We start from the raw sequence: 21,132 nt of genomic DNA, 5'->3' as shown, positions 1-21,132 counted from the left end.
GCCGCCTCCGCCCAGAAAGCCGAGGCTAGCGTCCGAACATGGGTCAACTCTCAGTGGCAACTTCACCCCAAACCAGGTCAGATCTCAGTGGCAATCAACAGCCGCTGAACAACGTCCTGCCGCTCTGGGCCGTGGCGCCTGGGCGGACGACGCTGCAGGTCGTCACCGCCCGGCACGGCGCGCCGGACCGCGTCTACCAGTTCGCCGCCGAAGTCCGGCCGCTGCCGCGCACCTGCGGCCCCGACGGCCGGGCCGAGTGCCCCGACGACCCGGCGGCCACCTACGGCCTCGCCTTCACCTACCCCGCGGACGAGCGGGCGCGGCGCGAGGCGGAGGCGGCCGAGGCCCGCCGCCAGGCGGCGGAGCGGGCGACCGCCTCCCGCGCCCGTCGGGAGGCGGAGGTCGCGCGCGACCGCCTGGCCGTGGACTTCGCCTGCCGCAACTGGACCTTCGAGGGCCGCGGCTCGGCCGACCTGGTGCCGGACGAGACCTGCGACGACGGGCAGCGCACCGCCTTCCGCTACCTCGGCAACCGCCAGGTGCCGAGCGTCTTCGCGGTGGACGCCTCCGGTGCCGAGCAATCCGTCCAGGCGTTCGCCCGCCCCGCCAACGAGCCGGGACTGCGGGGGATCTGGTGGATCGTCCCGGGCGTCCACCGCGAGCTCCGCTTGCGGCTGCCCGGCGGCGCGGTGCTGGCGGTCTACAACCGCGCCTACGACCCGGTCGGCCGCAACCCGGGGACCGGCACGATGCACCCCGACGTGGTGCGCGAGCTGGCGGGGCAGGCGCGCCGATGACCGAGGACCGCGGCGCCCCCGACACCACCGGCCGGCGGCTGCTCACCCAGAAGCAGACCTACGCGGTGTCGATCCTCGGGGCCGGCGCGCTCATCGCCTTCGTCTTCTGGCGCCACCCGGGGAACGAGCCGCCGGAGCCGCCCCAGCCGGCGGGCGGGATCGGCCGGCGCGTCACCTTCGACGCCCCCCAGCCGCCACCGGCGACGCCGCCGGCCGAGCCGGTCGCCTTTGCGCTCCCTCCCCCGCCCCCGCCGCCCCAGTTGGCGGCGGCGCCGGCGCAGGCGCAGGCGGCGACCGGGCCCCGGGCGCCGCGCATGATGTCCTACGCCGTCACGCCCCCTCCCCGGTCCGACGACCGATCCGGCGCCGAGGGCGGCGGCCCCCGGCCGGCGGCGGGCGGCACGGATGCGGATCCGGCACGGCGCGGGACGTCCGTGGCCTTCCGCGGCACGGCGATCGCGGGCGCCCGTGCGGGTGCGCCGCTCGACACCACGCTCGTGCTCATGCCCGGCGTCTACCGCTGCACGCTGGACACCGCGGTCAGCAGCGAGCGGCCGGGGCCGTTCTTCTGCCACGTCACGCAGGACTGGCTCTCGCCGGCGGGCGTGCGGCTGATGGAGGCCGGCACCCGCATCCAGGGCAGCTACGAGAGCCACGTCGCCGTCGGCCAGAGCCGGATCCTCTCCCTCGCCGCGACGGGCTGGACGCCGCAAGGTGTGCCCGTGCCCCTCGGCGCGCCCGTCGGCGACGCGCTCGGCCGCGTCGGCATGGACGGCGCCGTGGACCGCCACTTCTGGGAGCGCTTCGGCGGCGCCGTCTTCCTCATGCTCTCCGGCAGCGCCATCAGCGCGGCGCAGGGCGCGGTGCAGGCCGCGCTCGCGCGCGGCGACAACAACACCTACCTCAACCTCCAGACCGGGGGCGTGCAGGGCGCCGTCGCCTCGGTGCTGCGCGACAGCATCAACATCCCGAACACGGTCACGAAGAACCAGGGGGAGGAGATCGCGATCCTCCTCACGCAGCCCGTCGACTTCTCCGACGCCTACCGGTTGAGGCTCCGCTGATGCTGGCCGGCGAGGCGACGCTGCTGCGGCTGCTGGAGCCCTTCGCGGCGGCGCTGGCGCGGCCCGGCACGCGGGAGATCGTGGTGAACCGCCCCGGCCGCTTCGGAGTGGAGGGCGAGGACGGCTGGACCTGGCACGACGCGCCGGAACTGACCTTCGCGCGGCTCGATGCGATCCTCACCCTCGCCGCCTCGCGCACCTCGAAGCGCGTCGGCCCCGATCGCCCCTCGGCCTCCTCCGTCCTGCCCGGCGGGGAGCGCATCATGGGCGCGCGGCCGCCGGCCGCGCCACCGGGCACGATCACGCTGGCCATCCGGCGCCGGGCGAAGGACTTCACGCCGACCCTCGAGTGGCTGGAAGAGCGCGGCTACTTCGCCGCCGTGCCCGGCCGCGGCGCGGCCTGGTGGCGGGCGGCGGTCGAGGCGGGGCGGACGATCCTCGTCGCCGGCGCCATCGGCAGTTCCAAGACCACCTTCGCCGAGGCCCTCATCCGCGCCGTGCCCGCCGACCGGCGCCTCGTGACGATCGAGGACACGCCGGAGTGGATGGACCTGCCGCACGAGAACTGGTCGCCGCTGTACTTCGACGGCGAGCGGCGCACCGCCACCGACTGCCTCCAGGACGCGATGCGGCTGCGGCCGGACTGGCTGCCCTTCCAGGAGCTGCGCGGCGGCGAGGCCTGGGCCTTCCTGCGCGCCCGCGTCGTCGGGCACCCCTCGGTCACCACGATCCACGGCGCCGACCCCGAGGCCGCGATCGAGGCGGCGGCGCTGATGGTGCGCCAGAGCCCGGAAGGCCGCGCGCTGGAGGCGGCGACGGTGCACGGCCTGCTGCGCCAGCACGTGGACCTCGTCGCGCACTGCGCGCGCGATCCGTACCGCCTGACGGCGGTGATGGAGGTGCGGCCGTGACGCGGCGGGGGGCGCTGCTGGCCGGTGTCCTCGGCGCGGCGGCGCTCGCCGCGGTGCCGGTCGCCTCGGCCACCTACCTCTCGATCACCGGCCTCGGCGCGCATCCCTACTTCGCCGCCGCGGGCCTCTGGACGAAGGCGACCGCCTGGACGCTCTACGCGCCGCAGGCGGGGGCGAACTGGTGGGCGGCTGTCACGGTTGGCCTGTCGGGCTTCCTCGGCCTCGCGCCGCTGCTGCTGGCGGGGACCGCTGCCGTCGCGGTGCGGCGCCGCGGCGGGCGGCCCCTGCACGGCGAATCCCACTTCGCCACCCGGAGCGAGGCGGAGGGGAGCGGCATCGTCTTCGCCTCGCGGCCGGTCCCCGACGGCATCATCCTCGGCAAGTGGGGCCGGGGGCCCTTCGCGCGCTACGCCTGCCTACCCGGGCAGCAGCACGTCGCGGTCTACGCCCCGACCGAGGAGGGCAAGGGCGTCTCCTTCGTCGTGCCGAACGCGATGAACTGGGGCGGCGCGCTCGTCGCCTTCTCGGTGAAGCGCGACCTGGTGCGGTGGACAGCCGCCGAGCGGGCGCGGAAGGGCGACGCGGTGTTCGTGCTCGACTTCGGCGACCCGGAGGGTCGCACGCACCGCTGGAACCCCCTCGGCCTGGTGCGCCGGGGCACGCCGGACGCCACCGACGACCTCCAGAAGGCGATGTTCGCCCTCGTGCCGGAGACGCGCGCCAACAATCCTTATTGGGACAACGCCGGCCGCCGCGTCGCCACCGCCCTCGCCGTGATCCAGTCCGAGACGCCCGGCGCGCCGCTGACGGTCGCCGCAGTGGCCGGCCTCGCCCGCCGTGGGGATTGCGTGACCCACCTCCGTACCCTGGTGGCGGATGCCAGAAGGGAGGGGCGCCCCTACCCGCGCGCCGCCGTCGAGACGGCGCTCGGCTGGGCCGACGGCCTCGAGAAGGGCAGCGAGGAGGCGCGCGGCGTGCGCCAGACGATCCTGACCGCCCTCTCGCTCTGGGAGGTGCCGCGCATCGCCGCCGCCACGGCGGCGAGCGACTTCGACGTGCGGGAGCTGCGGTCGCGCCGGATGTCGGTCTATCTCTGCGCCCAGCCCTCCGACCTGCGCCGCATGCGGCCGATCTACGCAATCTTCTTCCAGCAGCTGATCGACGCCATGGCGCGCGAGGAGTTCGGGGAGAAGCGGGAGCACCGGCACCGCGTCCTCGCCCTGCTCGACGAGTTCTGGGCGCTCGGCGAGCACCGGGTGCTGGCCGACGCCACAGCCTTCATCCGCTCCTCGGGCCTGCGGATGGCGATCGTCGTGCAGTCGAAGGACCAGACCCGGCTCGCCTTCGGCGAGGACGGTTCGCGCAACATCTACGCCAACATGGGCGCCGAGGTCGCGCTCGGCGGCCTCGACCAGCGCCAAGCGGAGGAGGTGAGCCAGCGCGGCGGCAGCGACACGGTCGTGGAGACGACGCAGAGCCGGCCGCGCTTCTTCGGCTGGCTCAGCCCGTCGCGCCAGAGCGAGAGCGAGACGGTGAGGCGGCGCGCGCTGATGCTGGCGCAGGAGGTGCAACGCTTGCCGGCGGACAAGCTGCTCGTGCTGCGCCGCCGGCTCGCGCTGCTCATGCTCGACCGCCTCGTCTGGTACCGGGACCCGTGGTTCCGGAAGCTGGCCGCCGAGCCCCCGGCCGTCCCGACGCTCGCCGTGCGGGTGGAGCGCGACGCGGCGCTGCCGGGAGAGGCCGGCCCGGCGGCCGTTCCCGCGGCCACCGGCGGCTCAGCGGTGCAGTGACATGGAAGGGCCCTCGCGTCCCCGCTCGGCCACCGGCCCGCGCAGGCGCGCCAGCCGCTCCCGCACCGCCCCCGCCAGCTCGGCGCCGAGGCGCGAGAGCCGATCGGCGAGCGCCCCGCGGGCGCGCACCGCCTCGGCGAGGCGCGCGACGACCGGGGCAGCCGCTAGGCGCTCGCGGCTATCTGCTAGCCGCCTCTCCAGAACGGTCGGAGCGAGGCCCCTCTCCTCCCGCCTTTCCGCCGGCCGCACCCCGTGGCGGAGCGCCCGCGTGGCCCCGCGCCGGACCTCGCCGGCCCGGGCGAGGAACTCCAGCGCGCCCTCCTGCCGCGGCTGCCGCCCGAGGTTGCGCGCAGCGTTCGCCCAGGCGTCCGTCTCCGTCACGGGCCGGACGTCGTTCAGCGGCCGGCGCCGCACCACCTCGGCGTGCTCTGCGCCAGCCGAGATCAGCAGCCAGGAGACCCGGCGGTGCCGCGTGCCCGAGGCATAGGCCGCGAAGCCCGTCACCGCCTTCGTTCCGGCCGGCAGGGCGTGCACGTGCTCGGTCGCCGTGGATCCCTGCGCGGTGTGGGTGGTCATGACCTCGCCGTAGGCCAGTCGCACCCGGCCCGTGGTGCGGTCGGCGAGGGTGGACCAGGCCACCCGTCCCTCCCGGCCCGAGGCGTTGCGCACGCGCATGCCCTTCGCGTCGGCCGAGAGCACGGTGAGCACCGAGCCGTTGCGCCCGATGCTGCCACCCTCTCCCTCCGCGCGCGTGCTGGCGAAGAGACGCACCCGGTCGCCGGGCGCGAGCGCCATCTCGTAGGCGTTCCCGTCGCGGTCGGCCGCGCGCACCCGGACCTGATCCTCCCCGACCTGCCCCAGCCCCCGCCGCACCTCCCGGATGGCGACGCCCAGCCGGTGCGCGTCCATGTTGGTCGGCGCGGAGACGGTGAGGGTGTAGGACGGGTCGCCGGCGTTCGCCCGCAGCCGCTCGCCGACGAGGGCCGCGACGCGCTCCACCGCCTCGCGGGTGCCGCCGGGCACCAGCTCGGCGGTGCCGTCCTCGCGCTTCATGGCGAGGGCCTCGGCCGCGCGGCCCTCGCGCCAGTGGCCGGCGATCTCGCGCTCCCGCTCCGCCCGCTGGCGGACCGTGGTGAGGATCTCCGGCACCTGGTCCGAGCCGAGCGCGCGGCGGACGAGGTCCACGATCGGCCCCGCCTCGATCGCCTGGCACTGCCGGTCGTCGCCGAGCATGGCGAGGCGAAAGCTGCGGGCCTCCTGGAGGCGCAGCAGCTCGAGGCCCTGCCGGGTGCCGAGCAGGCCGAGCTCGTCCACCACCACGACGGAGCGTCGGTCGAGTACGAAGGCGCCCGCCTTCGCGCCCTCCAGGAAGACGCTGAGCGCGCGAACGTTCTCCTTGGCGATCCCGGCGTCGGCCAGGTCGTCGGCCTGCCGCCAGGCGAGCGCCACGCCGTGCACCGCCCTCCCCTGCCCCGTCCAGGCCGCCACGAGGGGCTGGAGCAGCGTGGTCTTGCCGCTGCCGGCGGCACCCACCACGACGCCGAGCCGGCCGCCCTCGCCGAGGCGGTGCATGGCGCGCCGCTGCGCCTCGCCGTGCTCGCCCTCGAAGGCGAGGCCGATGCGCCCGGCCGCGGCGGCGATCTCGCCAGCCCGGAGCGCGCCCGTGCGGTCCGCGGCGGCGGCGCGGGCCAGCCGCATGAACTCCGCCTCGTCGGCGGCGTGCAGCGCCGTGGTGATGCCGACCTCGCCCCGCTCCCCGGCCCGGCCCCAGACGAGCGCCGTCGCCTCGCCGTACTGGCGCACGCCCTCGCTCCGGAAGAGCGCGGTCACACGTCCGACGTCGGCCGTCTCCTCGATGCCGGCGGCGATGAGGCCGCGCAGCGCGGCGGTCCGCGCGTCGGCGCCGCTCACCACCGCGCGGCGGTCCAGCTCCTTCTCCAGCCAGGGCAGCGCCGCCTCGTAGGCCCGGGCGATCCGCTCCTCCCGCGTCGGCCCTGGCCCGGCCCGCCGCGGCCCCTCGATGCCCTCGTACCGCCAGCCGAGCTCGCGCGCCTGGCGGCGCCAGTCGGCGAAGTCGGCCACGTCGTCCTTCCGGAGCTTCTCCCGTGCCTCCGCGTCGATCCCGGCCGGCGTGCCCTGCACGCCGGCCTTCAGCAGGCCGGAGCGGCGCTCGGGCGGCAAGGCGTCCCAGTCGAGGCCGAGCGTCCGGGCGTAGGCCCGCGCCGCCTCCTCGCCGCCGAGGGTGCGCTTCGAGAAGTGGTCCCGCACGTGGTCCGGGATCGCGGCGAGCCGGGCCATGCCGGTGCGGTCGTCGAGCACCACCTCCGCGCCGAGCCGGCGGAGGTTCGCGGCGAGGTGCGCCTGGTAGAGCGCGCCGGCCTCCTTGATCAGCCCGTCGAGCCGGTCGAGGTCGAGCGAGCCGACCCGGCCGTTTTCGCAGAACACCGCGTTCGGCACGGTGAAGTGGGTGTGCAGGTCCGGGTCGCCGGGGACCTGCACGGAGACGCTCTCGGTGACGGTCCGCCCGTCCTCCTGGCGCGCGGTCCAGAGGGTGGGGCGGGAGGTGTAGTGGTCGAAGGCGATCCAGGCGACGTGGCCAGGGTCGGCGCCGTCGCGCCCGCCGTCGCCCTTCCGGGCCTGCCCGATGCGGCCCTCGATGGCGGCCATCGCCTCGGCCGCGGCGTCGCGGTGCGCGGCGTAGATCGAGGCCTGCTCGGCCGGCCGGGCGAAGGCCCAGGCCACCGAGACGGACTTGTCGGGGGTGAGGCAAAAATCGACGGAGCCGATCGGGGTAAGGTCCTTCACCTCGCCCGTGCGCCGGTCGGTGACCTGGCGGGCGACGGCGTAGCGCTTGCCCTCGATCCGCGCGCCGTCGGCCCGGCGCCCGGCCAGCAGCGCATTGATCTCGTCGCGCGTCACGCCCCGGTCCGGGTCGAGCCCGAGGCCGCGCGCGACGAGCGGGTGCATGTCGCGCCGCGGCTCCGCCACGGGCGGGCCGTAGGCCGCCTCGAAGTCGCGCCGCTCCAAGGTCTGTGCCAGCCGCTCGCCGAGGCGCGCCTCTTCATCGTCGGGGTCGGCCCCACGGTCGGCGTGCCGGAGCATCAATTCCGATATCGCTTCGCTATACGAGAGATTGCCCTTGTCCATCTCCCCGGCCAGCTCGGCTACCGTCCGGTCCTCGGCCGAGGCGGCGGCGTCCCTGCCCCCCGTGTAGTAGCGGGCGAGGTCGGCGACCTCGCGGGGCAGGGTCCGCGTCAGCAGGTGGTCCGTCATCGCCGTCGCAGAGGCCGGCTCGCCCGCGGCGATCGTGGAGTAGGTCAGCATGGCCCGTCAGGCCCCGGGCACGAGGGCCTCGGCGATCTTGCCGGGCAGCGCCGCGAGGCGGGCCTCCAGCCGCGCCATGACCGCCTCCTGGGCCGAGAGGGCGTTCGCCATGTCGCGCAGCGCCTCGGCCAGGTCGCCGCCGGCCGGGGGCTCCTCGGCCGCGGCCAGCAGGATCCGCTCCAGCATCGCCGTGTGCGCCGCGAGCGTCTCGTTCATCTGGGCCACGCCGCGGATGAGCGCGTCCTGCCGCTCCTCGATCCGGGTCAGCCGGTCGTCGTCGCGCGCCGTGGCTGCCATGGGGCCTCCCGTTCCGCTCACGTGCCGCAGGCACGGACCGCATTGGCCAATGCCTTGGTCTGTGCAGCTTGTTGCCTTTCACGGGCGGCGACCACGTTCTTCACAACCGTAGCGGGTAAACTTCACGCGCGGCACACGCTTGCCTTCACGCCAGCGGACGCCGCCTCGGGCAGACTCCTCCCCATGAAGCCCGACGCCGAGCTGCGCAGGATCGCCAAGGTCGCCCGCGGGGGATCCGGGCGCTCGCCCCTCTACCGCTGGCTCCGGGCCCGCCACGACGCCTTCGCCGAGTTGGTCGAGGAAAACCGCCCGAACTGGCGCGCCCTCGCCGAGGGCTTCGCCGGGCTCGGCCTGACGGGCGCCGACGGCCGGCCGCTCACCGCCCCCACCGTGCGGCGGACCTGGTGGAGCGTGCGGCGCGACGTGGCCGCCGCCCGGGCGCGGCGCGCGAAACCTCCCCATCCGCCCGCGGCCGTGCCGGCGCCCCCGCCGACGGCGACGCGGGCCCCTCCCCCACCCGCCCCGACTGCGGCGCCGACGTCCCCTGCCTCCGACGGCGCGGACGCCCTCGCGCGGCTGCGGGCCGAAATCGACGAGCGCAGCGGAAGGAAGCGGCATGGCTAGGGGCAACGGACAGGCGGCGACCCTCGGGGCGGAGGCCGCCCCCGCCGCGGCGGGCGAGGTGGTGCTGGCGGTCGGGCTCGGGCGCGGCTTCGGGGGCAAGTCCACCGGCCTCGCCGAGCTCGTCTGGCGGGCGCGCAATGGGGGGCGCGAGGTGATCGTCGCCGACGGCGACCCGCGGAGCCGCACGCTCGCCGGCATCTTCCCGGAGGCGATGCAGCCGCCGACCGAGGAGCTGCCCGACGTGAAGGCCTGGCTGACGGGCGTGCTGAACCGGATGGTGAAGGAGCGTCGGTCGGCGGTGCTCGACCTCGGCGGTGGCGACCGGGTGCTACAGGAGTACGGGCGCGACCTCCGGCTGGTGGAGTTCTGCGCCCGGCGGGGGATCGAGCCGCTGGCGCTCTACTTCCTCGGCCCGGAGGACGAGGACCTGCGGCACGTGCTGTCGATCTGGGAGGCCGGCTACTTCCGGCCGAAGCGGACGCTGCTCGTGCTGAACGAGGGGGTGATCCGCGAGGGCCGCACGGTCGCCGGCGCCTTCGAGCGCACCCTGGCCGACCCGGGCTTCGAGCGGATGGTGCGCGAGGGCGCGGCGCCCGTCCTCATGACCCGCCTCGCCTGCATGGACCTGGTGCGCCGGCGGGGCCTGGGCCTCTACGCGGCGGCGGCCGGCGACGGCGAGGCCCCGCTCGACCCGGTGGAGCAGTTCATGGTGGAGGACTGGCTCGCCGACCTGGAGGGCAAGCGCGCCAAGGCCGGCGCCGCGGCCTGGCTGCCGTGATGACGGGCGCGGCCCCCTCCCCTGTCCCGGCGGGAGCACCGACGCCGGAGGACGTGCGGGGCTGGTGCGAGCGCGCCGGGATGCGTGCCGACAGCCCCCTGCGTGCCGCCCTGCTGGCGACCTTCGAAGCGGCCACCGCAGCGCGGGAGGCGGCCGGGGGCGTGCGGGGCCTGACGCTGGAAGGCGAGCGCGACCTGGTGCGGCGTGCCGCCGAGGCCGCGGCGGCTGGTGCCGAGCGGGAGGTGGCCTCCCTGGCCCGGCGGGTGGACCTGCGGACCTCCGCCCTCCTTGCCGCCGCCGGCCTGCTGCTGCTCGGCGGGGGCTACGCCCTGGGCCGGTGGGACGGTGGGGCGCGGGCGGCCGCGCCGGGCGGCGCCTCCTTCTTCGCCGCAGTGGCCGAGCTGAACGACGCCGCGGCCCTCCGCCGCCACTGCGAGCGCACCGCCTACGACCACGGCGGCCGTCGTGCCTGCACCCTGCCGCCCGTCTGGGTGGGTCCTGGAAGCCGGTAGCCGTGTCCCTCTCCCGCCTATCTTCCCCTGCCGTTCGGAGTTGCGTTCTCAGCCGGCTCCCCTTCATGAGCCTCTTCTTCTCGCGCCGTGGAGGAGCGGTGCGGCTTATCCACAGGCGGTTTTCCTTAAGGAGAGTCTACGTAAGTAGGGTTAAGGATATTACGGACTCTCGACGCTGCTGTTTCGGCTCGATTTTCCGACGAGACTCGGGGCGTGAAAGCCCGGGTTCGGCGGGCGCGATAGCCCGTGGTCGTGGGGGCGTGATCGCCCGACAGGATTCACAGGGGCGGCGGCCGCTGTCCACAACCGGCCCGGACCCGCCCGCACCCCGTTCCGGGGCGTGATCGCCCGATGCACAAGTGTCCGTCGCCGTCCGGCGGGCCGGGATCGGCCTACGACGCGGCCTGAACCCGGGCGTCAGGGCGTGATCGCCCGATACCGGAGTGCTTTCAAGCGCGGCGAGCAACAGCAGCGGACGTCCGGGGGCCGCTTTATCGGGCTATCACGCCCTGGCGGGTGCCCCCTGGCGGCGGGAGCGTCGCCGCCTGCCCGGATTATCGGGCTATCGCGCCCTGCACCGACGCCGCCGTCACTCCGGCACCGCCGCCCCGGGCTCTCGCCGCGCCGCCACGCGCAGCCGCGGTAGGCGCTTCGGCGCGTAGCCGGGGTGGTTGGTCGGCAGCATCGCGCGGGCCGAGAAGCGCAGGGCCTCCTCACCGCCCTCGGTGCGGTAGAGCTCCAGCCAATAGCCCGGGAGGCGCTGCCGCTCGACGACCTTGCGCACGTCCTTCGCGAAGTCGGCGAGCCGGCGCGTCGAGCCCGACTTGTGGTGGAGCTGCGCCATGGTGAAGCCCCAGCCGCCGCCCTGGTGGCCGCCGTGCTTGCGCACGACGCGGTAGAGCCACCGCTCGATGCCGCCGGTGAGCGCGAAGTACTCGCGGTCGATGGACAGCACGAGCTTGTCCTCGAGCACGCCCTGGTAGAGCCAGTCGGCGATGGTGAACTCGATGCCGAGCGACCGCCCCTCCTCGTCGGTCGGGGCGGACCACTCCTCGATCCAGCCGAAGCCCTGGGGCCTGGTGCCCTTCTGGCGGATCGTCGTCTCGATGACCGTGCCCTTGAGGCGCCGCAGCGCCTCGACGATGCGGCCGTACTCGGCCCCGCCGGTCGGCCGGCCGATGGCGCGGAGCAGCTCGTAGAGGCTGACGCGGAAGCGCCGCGAAGTCGGCACGCCGCGGGTCATGGCCTCCCGGATCTGGCTCGCCGCCCAGATGAGGATGTCGGCGTCCCAGATGGTGGCCATGCCCGTCTCGGAGTTGGCCGTGACCCGGACGCGGACCTCCGTGGTGCCGTTGCGGACGCGGTAGTCGATCGGCTCGGTGCGCTTGCCCTTGGAGAGGCTGAAGAAGGGCCGCTCCATCATCTCCATCTGGTCGTGGGTCGGCAGGTCGCCGGGCAGCGCCGCGAAAAGGTCGAACTGGCCCTCGCCGCGCGGGGCGCGGGCGGCCTTCGCGGGAGCCTTCCCCGGCGTCGCCACCCTATGCCTCCTCGGCGTCGAGCGCCTCGCTCACCTTGAAGGCGATCCAGGCGCTGCGGCTGATGCCCCGGCGCCGGGCGGCGCTGTCGACGCGGCGCAGCAGCGCGGCGTCGAAGCGGAGCATGATGGGCGTCTTGCGCCCGCCGCCCGCCTCCGGCTCGGCCACGGCGGACTTCGCGGCGCCCTGAATGAACGCCTCGGCGGCGCGCTCCTGCGCCGCCGGCGGGCTGGTGGTGCGATTGCCGTTCGGCCTACGTGCGATGGCCATACGATGTCGCTCCGATCTCGCTGTGCTATACAAACACTGCCTTGACCATCGCCGCAAGCTCCTGCGCGGCTTTTGGGTCGCGGGGCGTCAGCTCGAGGACCGAGCGGCCGGCGGCGGCGGCGTTCGGGAAAGCCTTGCGCCGGCCGATCGGCGTCGGGAGGTATTCGAGCCCGTCCGCCTCGCCGAGCGCCTCGGCCGCGGCGTCGTTGTCCGCCCCCTGCGCGTCGGCGGCGTTGAGCACGACGACGGCGCGGAGCCGGTCGTTGATCTCCCGGGCCTCGCGCACGAGGGCGGCGATGTTGTCGATCGCCCAGAGGTCGAAGCTCCGCGGCTGCACCGGGATCAGCACCGTGTCGGCGACGGTGAGGGCGGCGCGCAGGCTGCCGGTGTCCCGCCCGCCGACGTCGATCACCACGTCGGCGTACTTCGGGGCGAGCTGGCGGGTCTGGGTGCGGATGGCCGCGCCGTGCAGCGAGACGGCGGTGTAGCCGGGCTGGCCGAGCTGCTCAGTGCGCAGTTCGGTGAAGCCGATGGCGGTGGCCTGCTCGTCGCCGTCCACCAGCAGCACGTCCCGGCCGTCGAGGGCGCGCGCGATCGCCAGGTTGACCGCGAGGGTAGTCTTCCCGACCCCGCCCTTGGTGTTCCCGACCACGAGTATCATGATCCCGCTCCGATGCCGCCCCGCACGCACTATAGGGGCGATTCGCCATCGGGGCGATATACATCGCAAAGCGCCGGCCGGGACGGCCGGCGCGAGTTTTCAGACCGGGCAGGGGGCAGCGCCCCCTCTGCCCTGCCCCGCCGCTACGCCGCGGCGTCCGCCGATGCCCGGCGCGCATGCATCCAGTCGGCCGCCGCCTGGGCCTTGGCGGCCGCCACGAAGATCGCCCGCTTGTCCGACCGCAGCACCTTCAGCCAGGACGCCACGTAGGCGGCGTGGTCCGGCCGGGGCTCGGGGACGAGGCGCAGGTCGGCGCAGAGGAAGGCCGCGCCGAGCTCCGCCACCAGCTCCTCCACCGCATAGGCCTCCTCGCCGAAGCGGCCCCGCAGGTCGCGGGCGAGACGGGAGGCGTGCCCGGTCCAGTGCGTCGCCTCGTGGGCGAGCGTGGCGTAGTAGGCGACGGCGTCCCGGAAGGCCTGGAAGGGCGGCATCCGGACCTCGTCGGCCGCCGGCGCGTAGCAGGCGCGGGCGCCGCCGTGCCGGACCGCCATGCCGAGCCCGGCGAAGAAGGCGTCCGCGTGGGCGATCCGCTCGGCCTCGGGCAGCGCGGGGAGGGCAGGGGCGTCGTAGCCGTCCACCTGGGAGGCGTTGAACACGCTGTAGCCGCGCGCGAGGAGACGGGGCCGGCCGCGCCCCTCCGCCTCGTCACCGGCCTCGTCCTCGTCGCCGCGGCCGTCCAGCGCCTTCCAGAACACGACGGGGCAGGCGCGCTCGCCCTGGCGCACTTGCGCGCCGAGCTCGCGCCACTGCCGGTAGGTCGCCCAAGCGCCGCCCGCGTAGCCCTCGGCCTGCGCCGCCGCCCAGAGCACCAGCACGTTCACGCCCCGGTAGGGCCGCCCGGTCGCGGCGTTCGCCGGCAGGGCCGAGGCGCGCCCGTCCGCCCCACCGTGCCACGGCATGCGCCAGTCGTCCGTGCTCGCCTCGACCGCCGCCGCGATGCGCTCCGTGACGCGCGCGTAGATGTCGCCCCGCGCCTCCGCGTCCTCGCCGCCGGCCCCGCGCGCCGTCCGATCCGCCATGTTCCGCTTCCTTCTTCCTGCGCAGCGGGAAGCAGCCCCGCTGCTTCCCTGCCCGTCGGCGAGACCGGGGAAGGAGGGGTGGCATGCGGGCGGACGCGGCCGGACCCCGGAGGGAGCGTGGCCCCTGGGCCATGCGAGCGAGGGGTCCTGCCGCGCGGTAGGCCGCGTGCCGAGGGGAACCTCGGGGCGGCGCCCCGTGGTGCCCCGCGCCGGCGGCGCCGGAGGCGACGATCAACGGGGAAGGCACCGCGCAGCCGCCCGCGAGCCGCGGGGCAGGGGCACAGCGTAACGATTGATTGTGTAAAGCGGAGCGCTATCGGATCGCCCGCAATGCGCTGCCATTGCACAGCGCTGCGGCTGCCCTGGTGCCGGCCTCCCGACGCCGCGCACCCGGTGGGCACCGGACGCCTGGGGGCTGGCGTGACGCATGCGGACCGATATACAAGTGCAGGCGTCCGGGCCGGCGCCGCGTTGAAACGCCGCGCGCCGCCCATCATGTCAGTGGCCGGAGGTCTCGATGCCCACGAAGCCGCACGCCACGGGGAAGACGAGGGCCGCGCGCCCGCGCGCGGCGGCGCCGGCACGCGCGGGCCTGCCGCGCGGCTACGGCGCGATGCGGGACGTGCCGCTGGAACTCGACCCGCGCATCGACCTGACGAAGCCGATCTACGAACAGGCCGCGGCGCTCCGGAAGGCAGCGCCGAAGCGCCCAGGGAAGCCGCGCTAGACGCCGGCGCCTGGTGCTGCTCGACACCCACGCGCTGCTCTGGCTGGTGCGGGGCGAGTTCCGGACGGAGGCGGCGATCGCCGCGGTGCGTGCGGCGCAGGACGAGGGGCGGCTCTACGTCTCCGCGGTCTCGGCCTGGGAGCTCGGGGTGGCGGAGCTGAAGCGGCGCGACCGGCCGGAACTCGGCATGCCGGCGGCGCGGTGGTTCCGGCAGCCCTGGCGCTGACCGGGGCCCGGCTCGCGACGGTGAGCGTCGCGGTGGCGGCGGAGGCCTCCGCGGTGCCCGCCGTCTACGGCAGCGGCGACCCCGGCGACTGCTTCATCATCGCGACGGCGCGGGTGCGCCGGCTGCCCGTCGTCACGCGGGACGGCCGCATGCTGGCGCTGGCCGTGTCGGCGCCCGACTACCTCGAAGCGGTGGAGTGCTGAGGATGCACCGCGCAGCCGCTTCGCTGGCGTAGCAGAATCGGTTGGCATTCGGGACGATATACAAGCGTATGCGGGACGACAGCGGCCGGTGGCGGCGGGGTCGCGCCGCCGGGGAAGCGGAGCCGCGCGGGCCGGCGGTGCCGGCCCGCGCGCATGGGTGCGGGGAAGGGAGGGCCGCCCGGTCGGGGCGGCCCGGTCGTGCCCCTACTCGGCGGCGAGGGCAGGGGGCGCGGCGGCGTCGTTCGCGGCCACCGCGCCGGGCACGCGCAGCGCGGCGGGCAGCCAGCCCCGGCCGTCCAGGGCGGCGGCCGCCGCCTCCGCCATCGGCTCCTTCTTCATGCCGGCGAGGCGGCGCGCGGCGTCCTCGCCGGCGCCCTCGCGCACCGCGGCGAGGATCGCGGCCTTCGGCACCCGGGCGAGGTAGCTCGCCGGCGTCGCCGACCACCACCGCCGCATGTCCAGCCCCGCCGCCGCGGCGACCCTGGCCGCCACGGTGTCCCCGGGCGCCGTCCAGTCCCCGGCGCCGGCGTCCGCCACGCGGGCCACGAGGACGGCCAGCAGCCGCAGCAGCGCCGCCTCGTCCTGCCCGGCCAGCCATGCCCAGAGGCCGCGCCGGTCGGCGGGCAGGCGCGCGCGCTGCGCGGCCTCGGCCTCCTCCACGCGCCGCCGGGCCGGGCTGTCGGCGAGGCCGGCCACGCCGGCGAAGGCCGGCGGGTAGGCCGGGAAGCTCGCCACCGCGTCGCCGTAGCGGCCGTAGAAGGCGTCGCCCGCCAGGGCATGCAGCAGCACCCGCAGCGCCAGGTCCGGCCGGCCCGCGAGCTCGGCCTGGAGCCCGAGGGTGCGGTGCGCCCGGAGCTCGGCGACGAGCGCGGCGGAGAGGGCAGGGGCCTTGTCCTCCGCGTCCTCCTCGGCGGCCGGGGCCTCGGCCCCCTCCGTGCCGGGAGAGTCCAGGGCGTCGCCGTCCTCCTCGTCCCGCCCGGCGCCATGCGGGGCCGCCGGCTTCGGCTCGTCCTCCGGCCGCACGAGGCCGCGCGTCACGGCCAGCCGGCCGTCGCCGGCGAGGGTGACGAGCGCGCCCGCGAGGGCGAGGTCCTCCGGCCGCCACGCCGCCTCCCGGACCTCGAGGGCGTCGACCTCCGCCTCGATGGCATCGAGCTCGGCGGCGACCGCCTCCGGCAGGTCGTCGTCGGTGCCGCCGTGCCCCTCCGCGAGCTCGTCGTAGCGGGCCGAGAGCGCGTCGCGGCGGGCCTCCTCCGCCTCGGTCAGCGGCGCCCTGGCCGGCCAGATGCGGCGGCAGCGCCAGAGGGCGTCCGACGCCTCCGCCCCGACCGCCACCCACCGCCAGCCCTCCGCGCGCACCGCCTCGGCCTCGGCCTCCATCCGCCGGCCGACGAGCTCCTCGAGGAGGGCGGGGTCGGCGATCCAGCCGCCGCCGTCCTCCGAGAACAGGTCGCGCTGCACGCGCCCGCCGGCCGCCTCGTAGGCGTCCAGCCCGACGAGCGCCACGCGCCGGTCCGTGGTGGGCAGCAGCGCGTCGGTCAGCAGCCGGCGGATGGTCGCCGGCGTGCGCTGCCAATCCGCGAGGCCCGCGAAGACGCGCTCCTGCGCCTCCCGGTCGTCGGTCACGGCGAAGGCGGTGACGTGGTCCAGGGTGAGGGCGCCCTCGCGGTAGGCCGCGACGATGGCGGGCGAGACGGCGGCGAGGCGGAGCCGCTGGCGCACGGTGTGGGCGGAGACGCCGAAGCGGGCGGCGATCTCCTCCACGCCCAGGCCCTCGCCGCCCCGGTGCAGCGCGGCGAAGGCCTCGAACTGGTCGGCCGGGTGCATGTCCTGCCGAACCACGTTCTCCGCAAGGCTCGCCTCTGCCGCATCCTCCCCGGCGTCGCCGTCGAGCACATGGCAGGGCACGGCGGCGCCCTTCGGCAGCCGCTTCGCCTTCGCCAGCAGCCGGAGCGCCGCGAGCCGCCGCCCGCCGGCGACCACCTCGTAGCGGCCCCCGCCCTTCGGGCGCACGACGAGGGATTGCAGCAGCCCGTGGGCGGCGATGGAGGCGGCGAGGGCCTCGACGCCCTGCCCGGCGCCGGTGCGGCGCACGTTGGCGGGGGAGGGGTCGAGCCTGCCGAGCACGATCTCGGCCGTGGCGCGGACGATGGTGTCGGTCATGTGGTGATCCTCCTTCGTGGCAGCGGGAAGCAGCCCCGCTGCTTCCCTGCCCGTCGGCGAGACCGGGGAAGGAGGGGTGGCATGCGGGCGGGCGCGGCCGGGCCCCGGGGGGAGCGTGGCCCCGCGGGCCATGCGAGCGAGGGGTCCTGCCGCGCCGTAGGCCGCGTGCCGGGGGAACCTCGGGGCGGCGCCCCGTGGTGCCCCGCGCCGGCGGCGCCGGAGGCGACGATCAACGGGAAATCAGCATAGGCCCACGGTGCAGAGATGTGCGATTGATTGCGCCTTTATATCGCTTAGGAAGCGCTTCGCTGCTGGTTCGCAATTGTTCTGTTGCGCAGGCAGGCGACCAAGCGCCGGCAGCTTTCCGCGTATCCGGAGGCACACTTCGAGGTCGACGGCGCCGGCATGACGCTCCACCATTCCGAGCCTCCGGTCAGGAAGCGCCCGGTGGCGGTCGGAGAGGCCGACTGAGGCGGCGGGGCGTTGTGATATCGTGGGCGCCCGGCGATCCCCTGTAAGGCGATCGACTCTCGGGGACTTTCCAGTTTTTCATTCCAATCCGGTCAATGACCGTGCTATGTCGCTACCACCCCAGCATTACGGGGGGACTCTCGCGCGTCTTCATGGCTCACCCATGAGGAGGCATGGACCGTCACGGCCGACCCGGAGGATCACTCTAGGAAGGTCGTTACGACTTGGTTAGTGGCTACGCAGCCATGGCATGGCCGCTGGGGCAAGTAGGGTCCCCTGTTCATGAAAACTGAACGCAGGCTTGGCCTCGCTCTGATGTGGATCAAGGTGTCATACTGGCTGGTAAAGCTGGTTGATGCCGTGATGAAGCTGATGGGCGGGGCCACTAACTATGAACTACGACGCATTCACCCATAAGTTCACGACCGACCGAGGCTTGCTGATCTTCGTCCCGACCAAAAAGGGCCAGGAGGACGGCAGACGGATCATCAAGGCCGTACTCAAGCATTGGTCGCCGCCCGACTATTTTTTCCATTTCCAGAAGGGCGGGCACGTCGCGGCGAGCTTGGTTCACCTCTCGAACCCCGAGTTCGCGCGCCTCGACATTAGATCGTTCTTCGATAGCGTCACCCGGCCGAAGATCCACCGCGCGCTCCGCAAGGTGGGCTTTTCACAGAAGTCGGCCTGGGAGACCGCGCAGGTCAGCACCGTGCGCAAGCCAGGCGCGACGGGGTTCAGCCTGCCGTTCGGCTTCGTGCAGTCGCCCGTCCTGGCCTCGATCGCCCTGGACCAATCTGCGCTCGGCAAGGCGCTCAGCGCCGCGGCGGGCGAGATCCGCTTGGCGGTCTACATGGACGATGTCTTGATGTCGGCCGACGGCGAGGAGGCGCTGGCACGGCATGTCGTCACCCTCGACGCGGCGGCAGAGGAAGCCGGCTTCGAGCTGCATCCGCACAAGCGTCAGCTCGGCACCGTGGTCGAGGCATTTAACCTGCGGCTGACCACCGGGGAGGCGAGGGTCACCGACGCGCGGATGGATCAGTTCGCGGCGGTGGAGCGGACCAAGACGGGGCTGCGGGAAGCGGCGATCGTGCATTACGTCGAGGGCATCAACCCGGACCAGGCGGAGGAGCTGAAGACGATCTACGGCGCGATCTGAGTGTCGAAGCGCCGGACCTGCACGTCCGTCTTCACGGTCGCGCTGCAAGGCGCGAGCACGAAAATCTTGTGGCCGGGATGCTTCAGCGCCAGGTGCCGGGCCTATTCCTCGGCGCGCTCCAGGGTGGGCCAGAGATAACGGAACGCGCCGCCGCGTTCCCGCTCCGTCCCGCTATGCTACGCGGCCGCGCATTCCGTTACCTCTGGCCTAGGCTGCGCGAACGCGCCTACCACGCCTACTCATAACCCGCTGCGGCGTGCCATCCTCAACAGCCGGTGCGTCATGGCCTGGGCGCTGACCCCGTAGGCCCGCGACAGCGCCAGGATGATCTCCTCGTTCTCAATATCCATTTGGGAGGCGCGCGGGTCGGACCGGAGAAGCCGATCCGGCATCAGCAGGGATGCGGCGAAGAAGTTCGCCTCCACCTCCTCCAGGTTCGTCCCGGTGGACGACTCCTCGGTCCGCAAACTGACGCGATAGTCTTTATCGTAGTGGACCTCTTGGCCCGCGTGCAGGAGGAGGTGACCCAGCTCGTGGGCAATGGTGAATCTCTGCCGGGTCGGGGCGTGCCCGTCGTTGACCCCGATGATGGCGCCCTCGTCCGAGCGGAACAGGATTCCCGAAACCTCTTTGAGATTCGATTTGACGACCCGGCAGCCCTTGAGCCGCGCGAGGCGCTCGACCGGCACAGGTGCCTTCGTCACCCCGGCCTCGTCGAGGAGGCGGTCAGCCAGCTTCTCGATGTAGGTGTACCGTGGGCGGCGCGGGGTCACCGTCCCATCCTCGCGTTCGCGGCCAGGAAGGCCACCACCGACCGGGGGAGGTCGCCCTTGGGCAGGGACGCCATCTGCGCGTTCCGGCGCTCTGCCGCTTCAAGCACTGCGGACGCGGTCGTGCCGAGGGCCTCGGCAAGTTCGACGAGGTGGTGCAGGGGGATGGCTTGGCGCCCGGCCTCGGCATTGGCGATGGAGGACCGCGAGAGGGCCACGCGTGCGGCCAACTCCTCCTGCCCCATGCGCTGGCTTTCCCTGCGTTCCTTCAGCTCCCGGCCCACGGCCGCGTAGAGCGCCCCTGCCCTCCCCGTTCGTCTGATCGCCATGGCTCGATTCTCCCGTCCGCCTGAGGGAACACTGTCCGTATCCGCATTTGGCGTCAACCAGGGAAACAGCAACGCAGGACAACCTTCGTATGCGTTTCTTAAACAAACAGCCCAACTGTTGTTGAAAGACTTTCGCGTGTATGGTTCTCTACCGGAGCCGAATCGATGAAAGGAGTCGGGCTTGACTTACATGGGGATCGGGGGGCAGCCGAGCGTGACGGACGTCCTGCTCCTGGACGTGGCCCGGAAGATCCAGCTCACGCCGACGGAGTACGACCAGGCCGTCGAGCGGTACCGGGCCATCAACGACTGGCTTGACCGCGAGGGCAGCCCCCTGCGCGGCAAGGTTGCCCTGATGTACCCGCAGGGGTCCATGGCGATGGGCTGCACCATCTCGTCCAGCCTGGAGAATGACGAGTTCGACATCGACATCATGTCTGAGCTCGTCCCGGAGTTTGCCGCGTGGCACCCGCGCGACATCCTCGACCTGCACTTCCTGACGCTGAACGGCGAGGAGGGGTCGCGGTACCACGGCAAGGTGGCGCGCCACACGCGCTGCGTCACCGTGCAGTACGCGGGTATGCACTTGGACGTCACGCCGTCCGTCCTGATCCCAGGCCGCGTGGAGCGCGTGAGCAATATCTTCCATAGCAAGCTGGAGCGGCCGCGCGCCGAGGACCGGCGCATCGTGGCCAACCCTTGGGGCTTCGCGGAGTGGTTCAAGGACCAGCTTCCCGACGCGCCGGGCAGCCTCGTGAGCCTCTCGGTCCTCGCTAAGCGCGCCGACGCGGTGCCTGTGGACGAGCAGCCGAAGCTCTTCGAGCGCAGCCCTCCCCTGATCGCGCTCCAGCTCATCAAGCGGTGGCGGAATAAGAAGTACGACCGGCGGCCGGGTCGCTGCCCGCCCTCCGTCCTCCTCGCCTGCCTCGTCGGCGAGCGGTCCGGAGCGCTCCTCCGCGCAGGCCGGACCCAATCGTCCCTCCACGCGGTGCTTGTGGATCTCATCGCCTACGCCAGGGGCGAGTTCGAGAAGGCGCGCGTGATGAGGGCCCTCATCCACCGCGCCAACCCAGCCTGCCCGCGCGACGAGGTGCTGACCGACCGTTGGCCTGCTTCCCCGGCGGACCAGGACCAGTTCATCGTCGATCTCGACGACTTCCGCGCCAAGCTCTCAGCCCTGGGTGCGCCCGACCTGGACCTGCCCGCGCGGGACAGGCTTCTCAGCGACATGTTCGGCGAGCGGGCCACGCGTCTCGCCATGGAGGAGTTCCGCAAGCGGCTGCACGAGCGGGCGAGCAGCGGCGGGCTGCTACAGCGGGCCGGCACGGGCAGCATCCTCGCGGCCCCTGTGATCGCGACGGGCGCCACGCCACGGCCGTCCCCTGGTAACGTGCAGCAGGCTCCGGCGCACAAATTCTACGGGGCCCCGCGCCGGTGAGGGC

21 protein-coding genes are annotated in these 21,132 nt (G+C 74.0%); 12 read left to right on the top strand and 9 right to left on the bottom strand.

The window, feature by feature from the left end:
• Positions 1-131 precede the first annotated feature (131 nt).
• Genes DOO78_RS22955 through DOO78_RS22940 form a run of 4 tightly spaced genes read left to right on the top strand, consistent with a single transcriptional unit; the run spans position 132 to position 4,562 of the window.
• Entirely contained in the window at positions 132-797 is a 666-nt protein-coding gene (locus DOO78_RS22955; RefSeq protein WP_165839049.1) for a TrbG/VirB9 family P-type conjugative transfer protein, read from the top strand.
• Complete coding sequence (locus DOO78_RS22950; protein ID WP_111472223.1) at positions 794-1,861, top strand: TrbI/VirB10 family protein; 1,068 nt, start codon at positions 794-796, stop codon at positions 1,859-1,861. Before DOO78_RS22955 ends, DOO78_RS22950 begins: the two co-directional genes overlap by 4 nt.
• The gene (locus DOO78_RS22945) at positions 1,861-2,772 is read left to right on the top strand and encodes an ATPase, T2SS/T4P/T4SS family (RefSeq protein ID WP_111472222.1); all 912 of its coding nucleotides are present in this window, start codon (positions 1,861-1,863) and stop codon (positions 2,770-2,772) included. The genes DOO78_RS22950 and DOO78_RS22945 overlap by 1 nt, the downstream gene beginning before the upstream one ends.
• Positions 2,769-4,562, top strand: coding sequence for a type IV secretory system conjugative DNA transfer family protein (locus tag DOO78_RS22940; RefSeq protein ID WP_165839048.1), 1,794 nt, complete (start codon positions 2,769-2,771; stop codon positions 4,560-4,562). The genes DOO78_RS22945 and DOO78_RS22940 overlap by 4 nt, the downstream gene beginning before the upstream one ends.
• Here the strand turns inward: DOO78_RS22940 and mobF are convergent.
• Together mobF and DOO78_RS22930 are read right to left on the bottom strand one after the other, a co-directional pair.
• Positions 4,548-7,886 (bottom strand): MobF family relaxase, encoded by a 3,339-nt coding sequence (gene mobF, locus DOO78_RS22935; protein ID WP_111472220.1) that lies wholly within the window; start codon positions 7,884-7,886, stop codon positions 4,548-4,550. The two genes, DOO78_RS22940 and mobF, sit on opposite strands and share 15 nt — an antisense overlap.
• Before the next feature lie 6 nt (positions 7,887-7,892).
• Positions 7,893-8,183: a hypothetical protein gene (locus DOO78_RS22930; protein ID WP_111472219.1), complete on the bottom strand. Its 291-nt coding sequence runs from the start codon at positions 8,181-8,183 to the stop codon at positions 7,893-7,895.
• A gap of 183 nt (positions 8,184-8,366) precedes the next feature.
• Here DOO78_RS22930 and DOO78_RS27915 point away from each other — a divergent pair, with 183 nt between their 5' ends.
• The 3 genes from DOO78_RS27915 to DOO78_RS22915 are packed head-to-tail and all read left to right on the top strand — an operon-like array spanning position 8,367 to position 10,097.
• Positions 8,367-8,807, top strand: a complete 441-nt coding sequence (locus tag DOO78_RS27915; RefSeq protein ID WP_207803025.1) for a hypothetical protein — start codon at positions 8,367-8,369, stop codon at positions 8,805-8,807.
• Positions 8,800-9,585, top strand: a complete 786-nt coding sequence (locus DOO78_RS22920; protein WP_111472218.1) for a hypothetical protein — start codon at positions 8,800-8,802, stop codon at positions 9,583-9,585. Before DOO78_RS27915 ends, DOO78_RS22920 begins: the two co-directional genes overlap by 8 nt.
• Positions 9,585-10,097: a hypothetical protein gene (locus DOO78_RS22915; RefSeq protein WP_128080127.1), complete on the top strand. Its 513-nt coding sequence runs from the start codon at positions 9,585-9,587 to the stop codon at positions 10,095-10,097. The genes DOO78_RS22920 and DOO78_RS22915 overlap by 1 nt, the downstream gene beginning before the upstream one ends.
• A gap of 589 nt (positions 10,098-10,686) precedes the next feature.
• On the opposite strand, the gene DOO78_RS22910 is transcribed toward DOO78_RS22915, so the two are convergent.
• The 4 genes from DOO78_RS22910 to DOO78_RS22895 all read right to left on the bottom strand — a co-directional run bounded on the left by DOO78_RS22910 (position 10,687) and on the right by DOO78_RS22895 (position 13,642).
• Positions 10,687-11,634 carry a replication initiator protein A gene (locus DOO78_RS22910; protein WP_226611764.1) on the bottom strand — a complete coding sequence of 316 codons (948 nt, stop codon included), beginning with the start codon at positions 11,632-11,634 and terminating at the stop codon, positions 10,687-10,689.
• Position 11,635: 1 nt separating this feature from the next.
• Positions 11,636-11,902, bottom strand: coding sequence for a hypothetical protein (locus DOO78_RS22905; protein ID WP_111472216.1), 267 nt, complete (start codon positions 11,900-11,902; stop codon positions 11,636-11,638).
• 25 nt (positions 11,903-11,927) lie between these two features.
• Positions 11,928-12,563, bottom strand: coding sequence for an AAA family ATPase (locus tag DOO78_RS22900; RefSeq protein WP_111472215.1), 636 nt, complete (start codon positions 12,561-12,563; stop codon positions 11,928-11,930).
• Positions 12,564-12,706: 143 nt separating this feature from the next.
• On the bottom strand, positions 12,707-13,642 hold the full coding sequence (locus DOO78_RS22895; RefSeq protein ID WP_111472214.1) for an ArdC family protein: 936 nt from the start codon (positions 13,640-13,642) through the stop codon (positions 12,707-12,709).
• A 517-nt stretch (positions 13,643-14,159) separates the two neighbouring features.
• Between DOO78_RS22895 and DOO78_RS22890 the strand changes: the two genes are divergently transcribed.
• Genes DOO78_RS22890 through DOO78_RS28485 form a run of 3 tightly spaced genes read left to right on the top strand, consistent with a single transcriptional unit; the run spans position 14,160 to position 14,798 of the window.
• Positions 14,160-14,369 carry a hypothetical protein gene (locus tag DOO78_RS22890; protein WP_111472213.1) on the top strand — a complete coding sequence of 70 codons (210 nt, stop codon included), beginning with the start codon at positions 14,160-14,162 and terminating at the stop codon, positions 14,367-14,369.
• Between the two features lie 13 nt (positions 14,370-14,382).
• A complete protein-coding gene (locus DOO78_RS28490; protein WP_165839047.1) occupies positions 14,383-14,595 on the top strand; it encodes a PIN domain-containing protein in 213 nt (70 codons plus the stop codon).
• Entirely contained in the window at positions 14,571-14,798 is a 228-nt protein-coding gene (locus DOO78_RS28485) for a PIN domain-containing protein (protein WP_165839046.1), read from the top strand. Before DOO78_RS28490 ends, DOO78_RS28485 begins: the two co-directional genes overlap by 25 nt.
• 204 nt (positions 14,799-15,002) lie before the next feature.
• On the opposite strand, the gene DOO78_RS22880 is transcribed toward DOO78_RS28485, so the two are convergent.
• A complete protein-coding gene (locus tag DOO78_RS22880) occupies positions 15,003-16,961 on the bottom strand; it encodes a ParB/RepB/Spo0J family partition protein (RefSeq protein ID WP_165839045.1) in 1,959 nt (652 codons plus the stop codon).
• 862 nt (positions 16,962-17,823) lie between these two features.
• On the opposite strand from DOO78_RS22880, the gene DOO78_RS22875 reads away from it, so the two are divergent.
• Positions 17,824-18,591 (top strand): reverse transcriptase domain-containing protein, encoded by a 768-nt coding sequence (locus DOO78_RS22875; RefSeq protein ID WP_111472210.1) that lies wholly within the window; start codon positions 17,824-17,826, stop codon positions 18,589-18,591.
• Positions 18,592-18,830: 239 nt separating this feature from the next.
• Here DOO78_RS22875 and DOO78_RS22870 read toward each other — a convergent pair whose 3' ends face one another.
• Both DOO78_RS22870 and DOO78_RS22865 read right to left on the bottom strand, forming a co-directional pair.
• Positions 18,831-19,364: an ImmA/IrrE family metallo-endopeptidase gene (locus DOO78_RS22870; protein WP_111472209.1), complete on the bottom strand. Its 534-nt coding sequence runs from the start codon at positions 19,362-19,364 to the stop codon at positions 18,831-18,833.
• Positions 19,361-19,690: a helix-turn-helix domain-containing protein gene (locus tag DOO78_RS22865; RefSeq protein ID WP_111472208.1), complete on the bottom strand. Its 330-nt coding sequence runs from the start codon at positions 19,688-19,690 to the stop codon at positions 19,361-19,363. Before DOO78_RS22865 ends, DOO78_RS22870 begins: the two co-directional genes overlap by 4 nt.
• 214 nt (positions 19,691-19,904) lie before the next feature.
• Between DOO78_RS22865 and DOO78_RS22860 the strand changes: the two genes are divergently transcribed.
• Positions 19,905-21,128, top strand: coding sequence for a cyclic GMP-AMP synthase DncV-like nucleotidyltransferase (locus DOO78_RS22860; RefSeq protein WP_128080126.1), 1,224 nt, complete (start codon positions 19,905-19,907; stop codon positions 21,126-21,128).
• The last annotated feature ends 4 nt before the right edge of the window (positions 21,129-21,132 follow it).

It is taken from the genome of Roseicella frigidaeris, from assembly GCF_003258945.1.
Taxonomy (GTDB): domain Bacteria; phylum Pseudomonadota; class Alphaproteobacteria; order Acetobacterales; family Acetobacteraceae; genus Paracraurococcus; species Paracraurococcus frigidaeris.
This window is presented reverse-complemented; position numbering and strand designations above follow the sequence as displayed.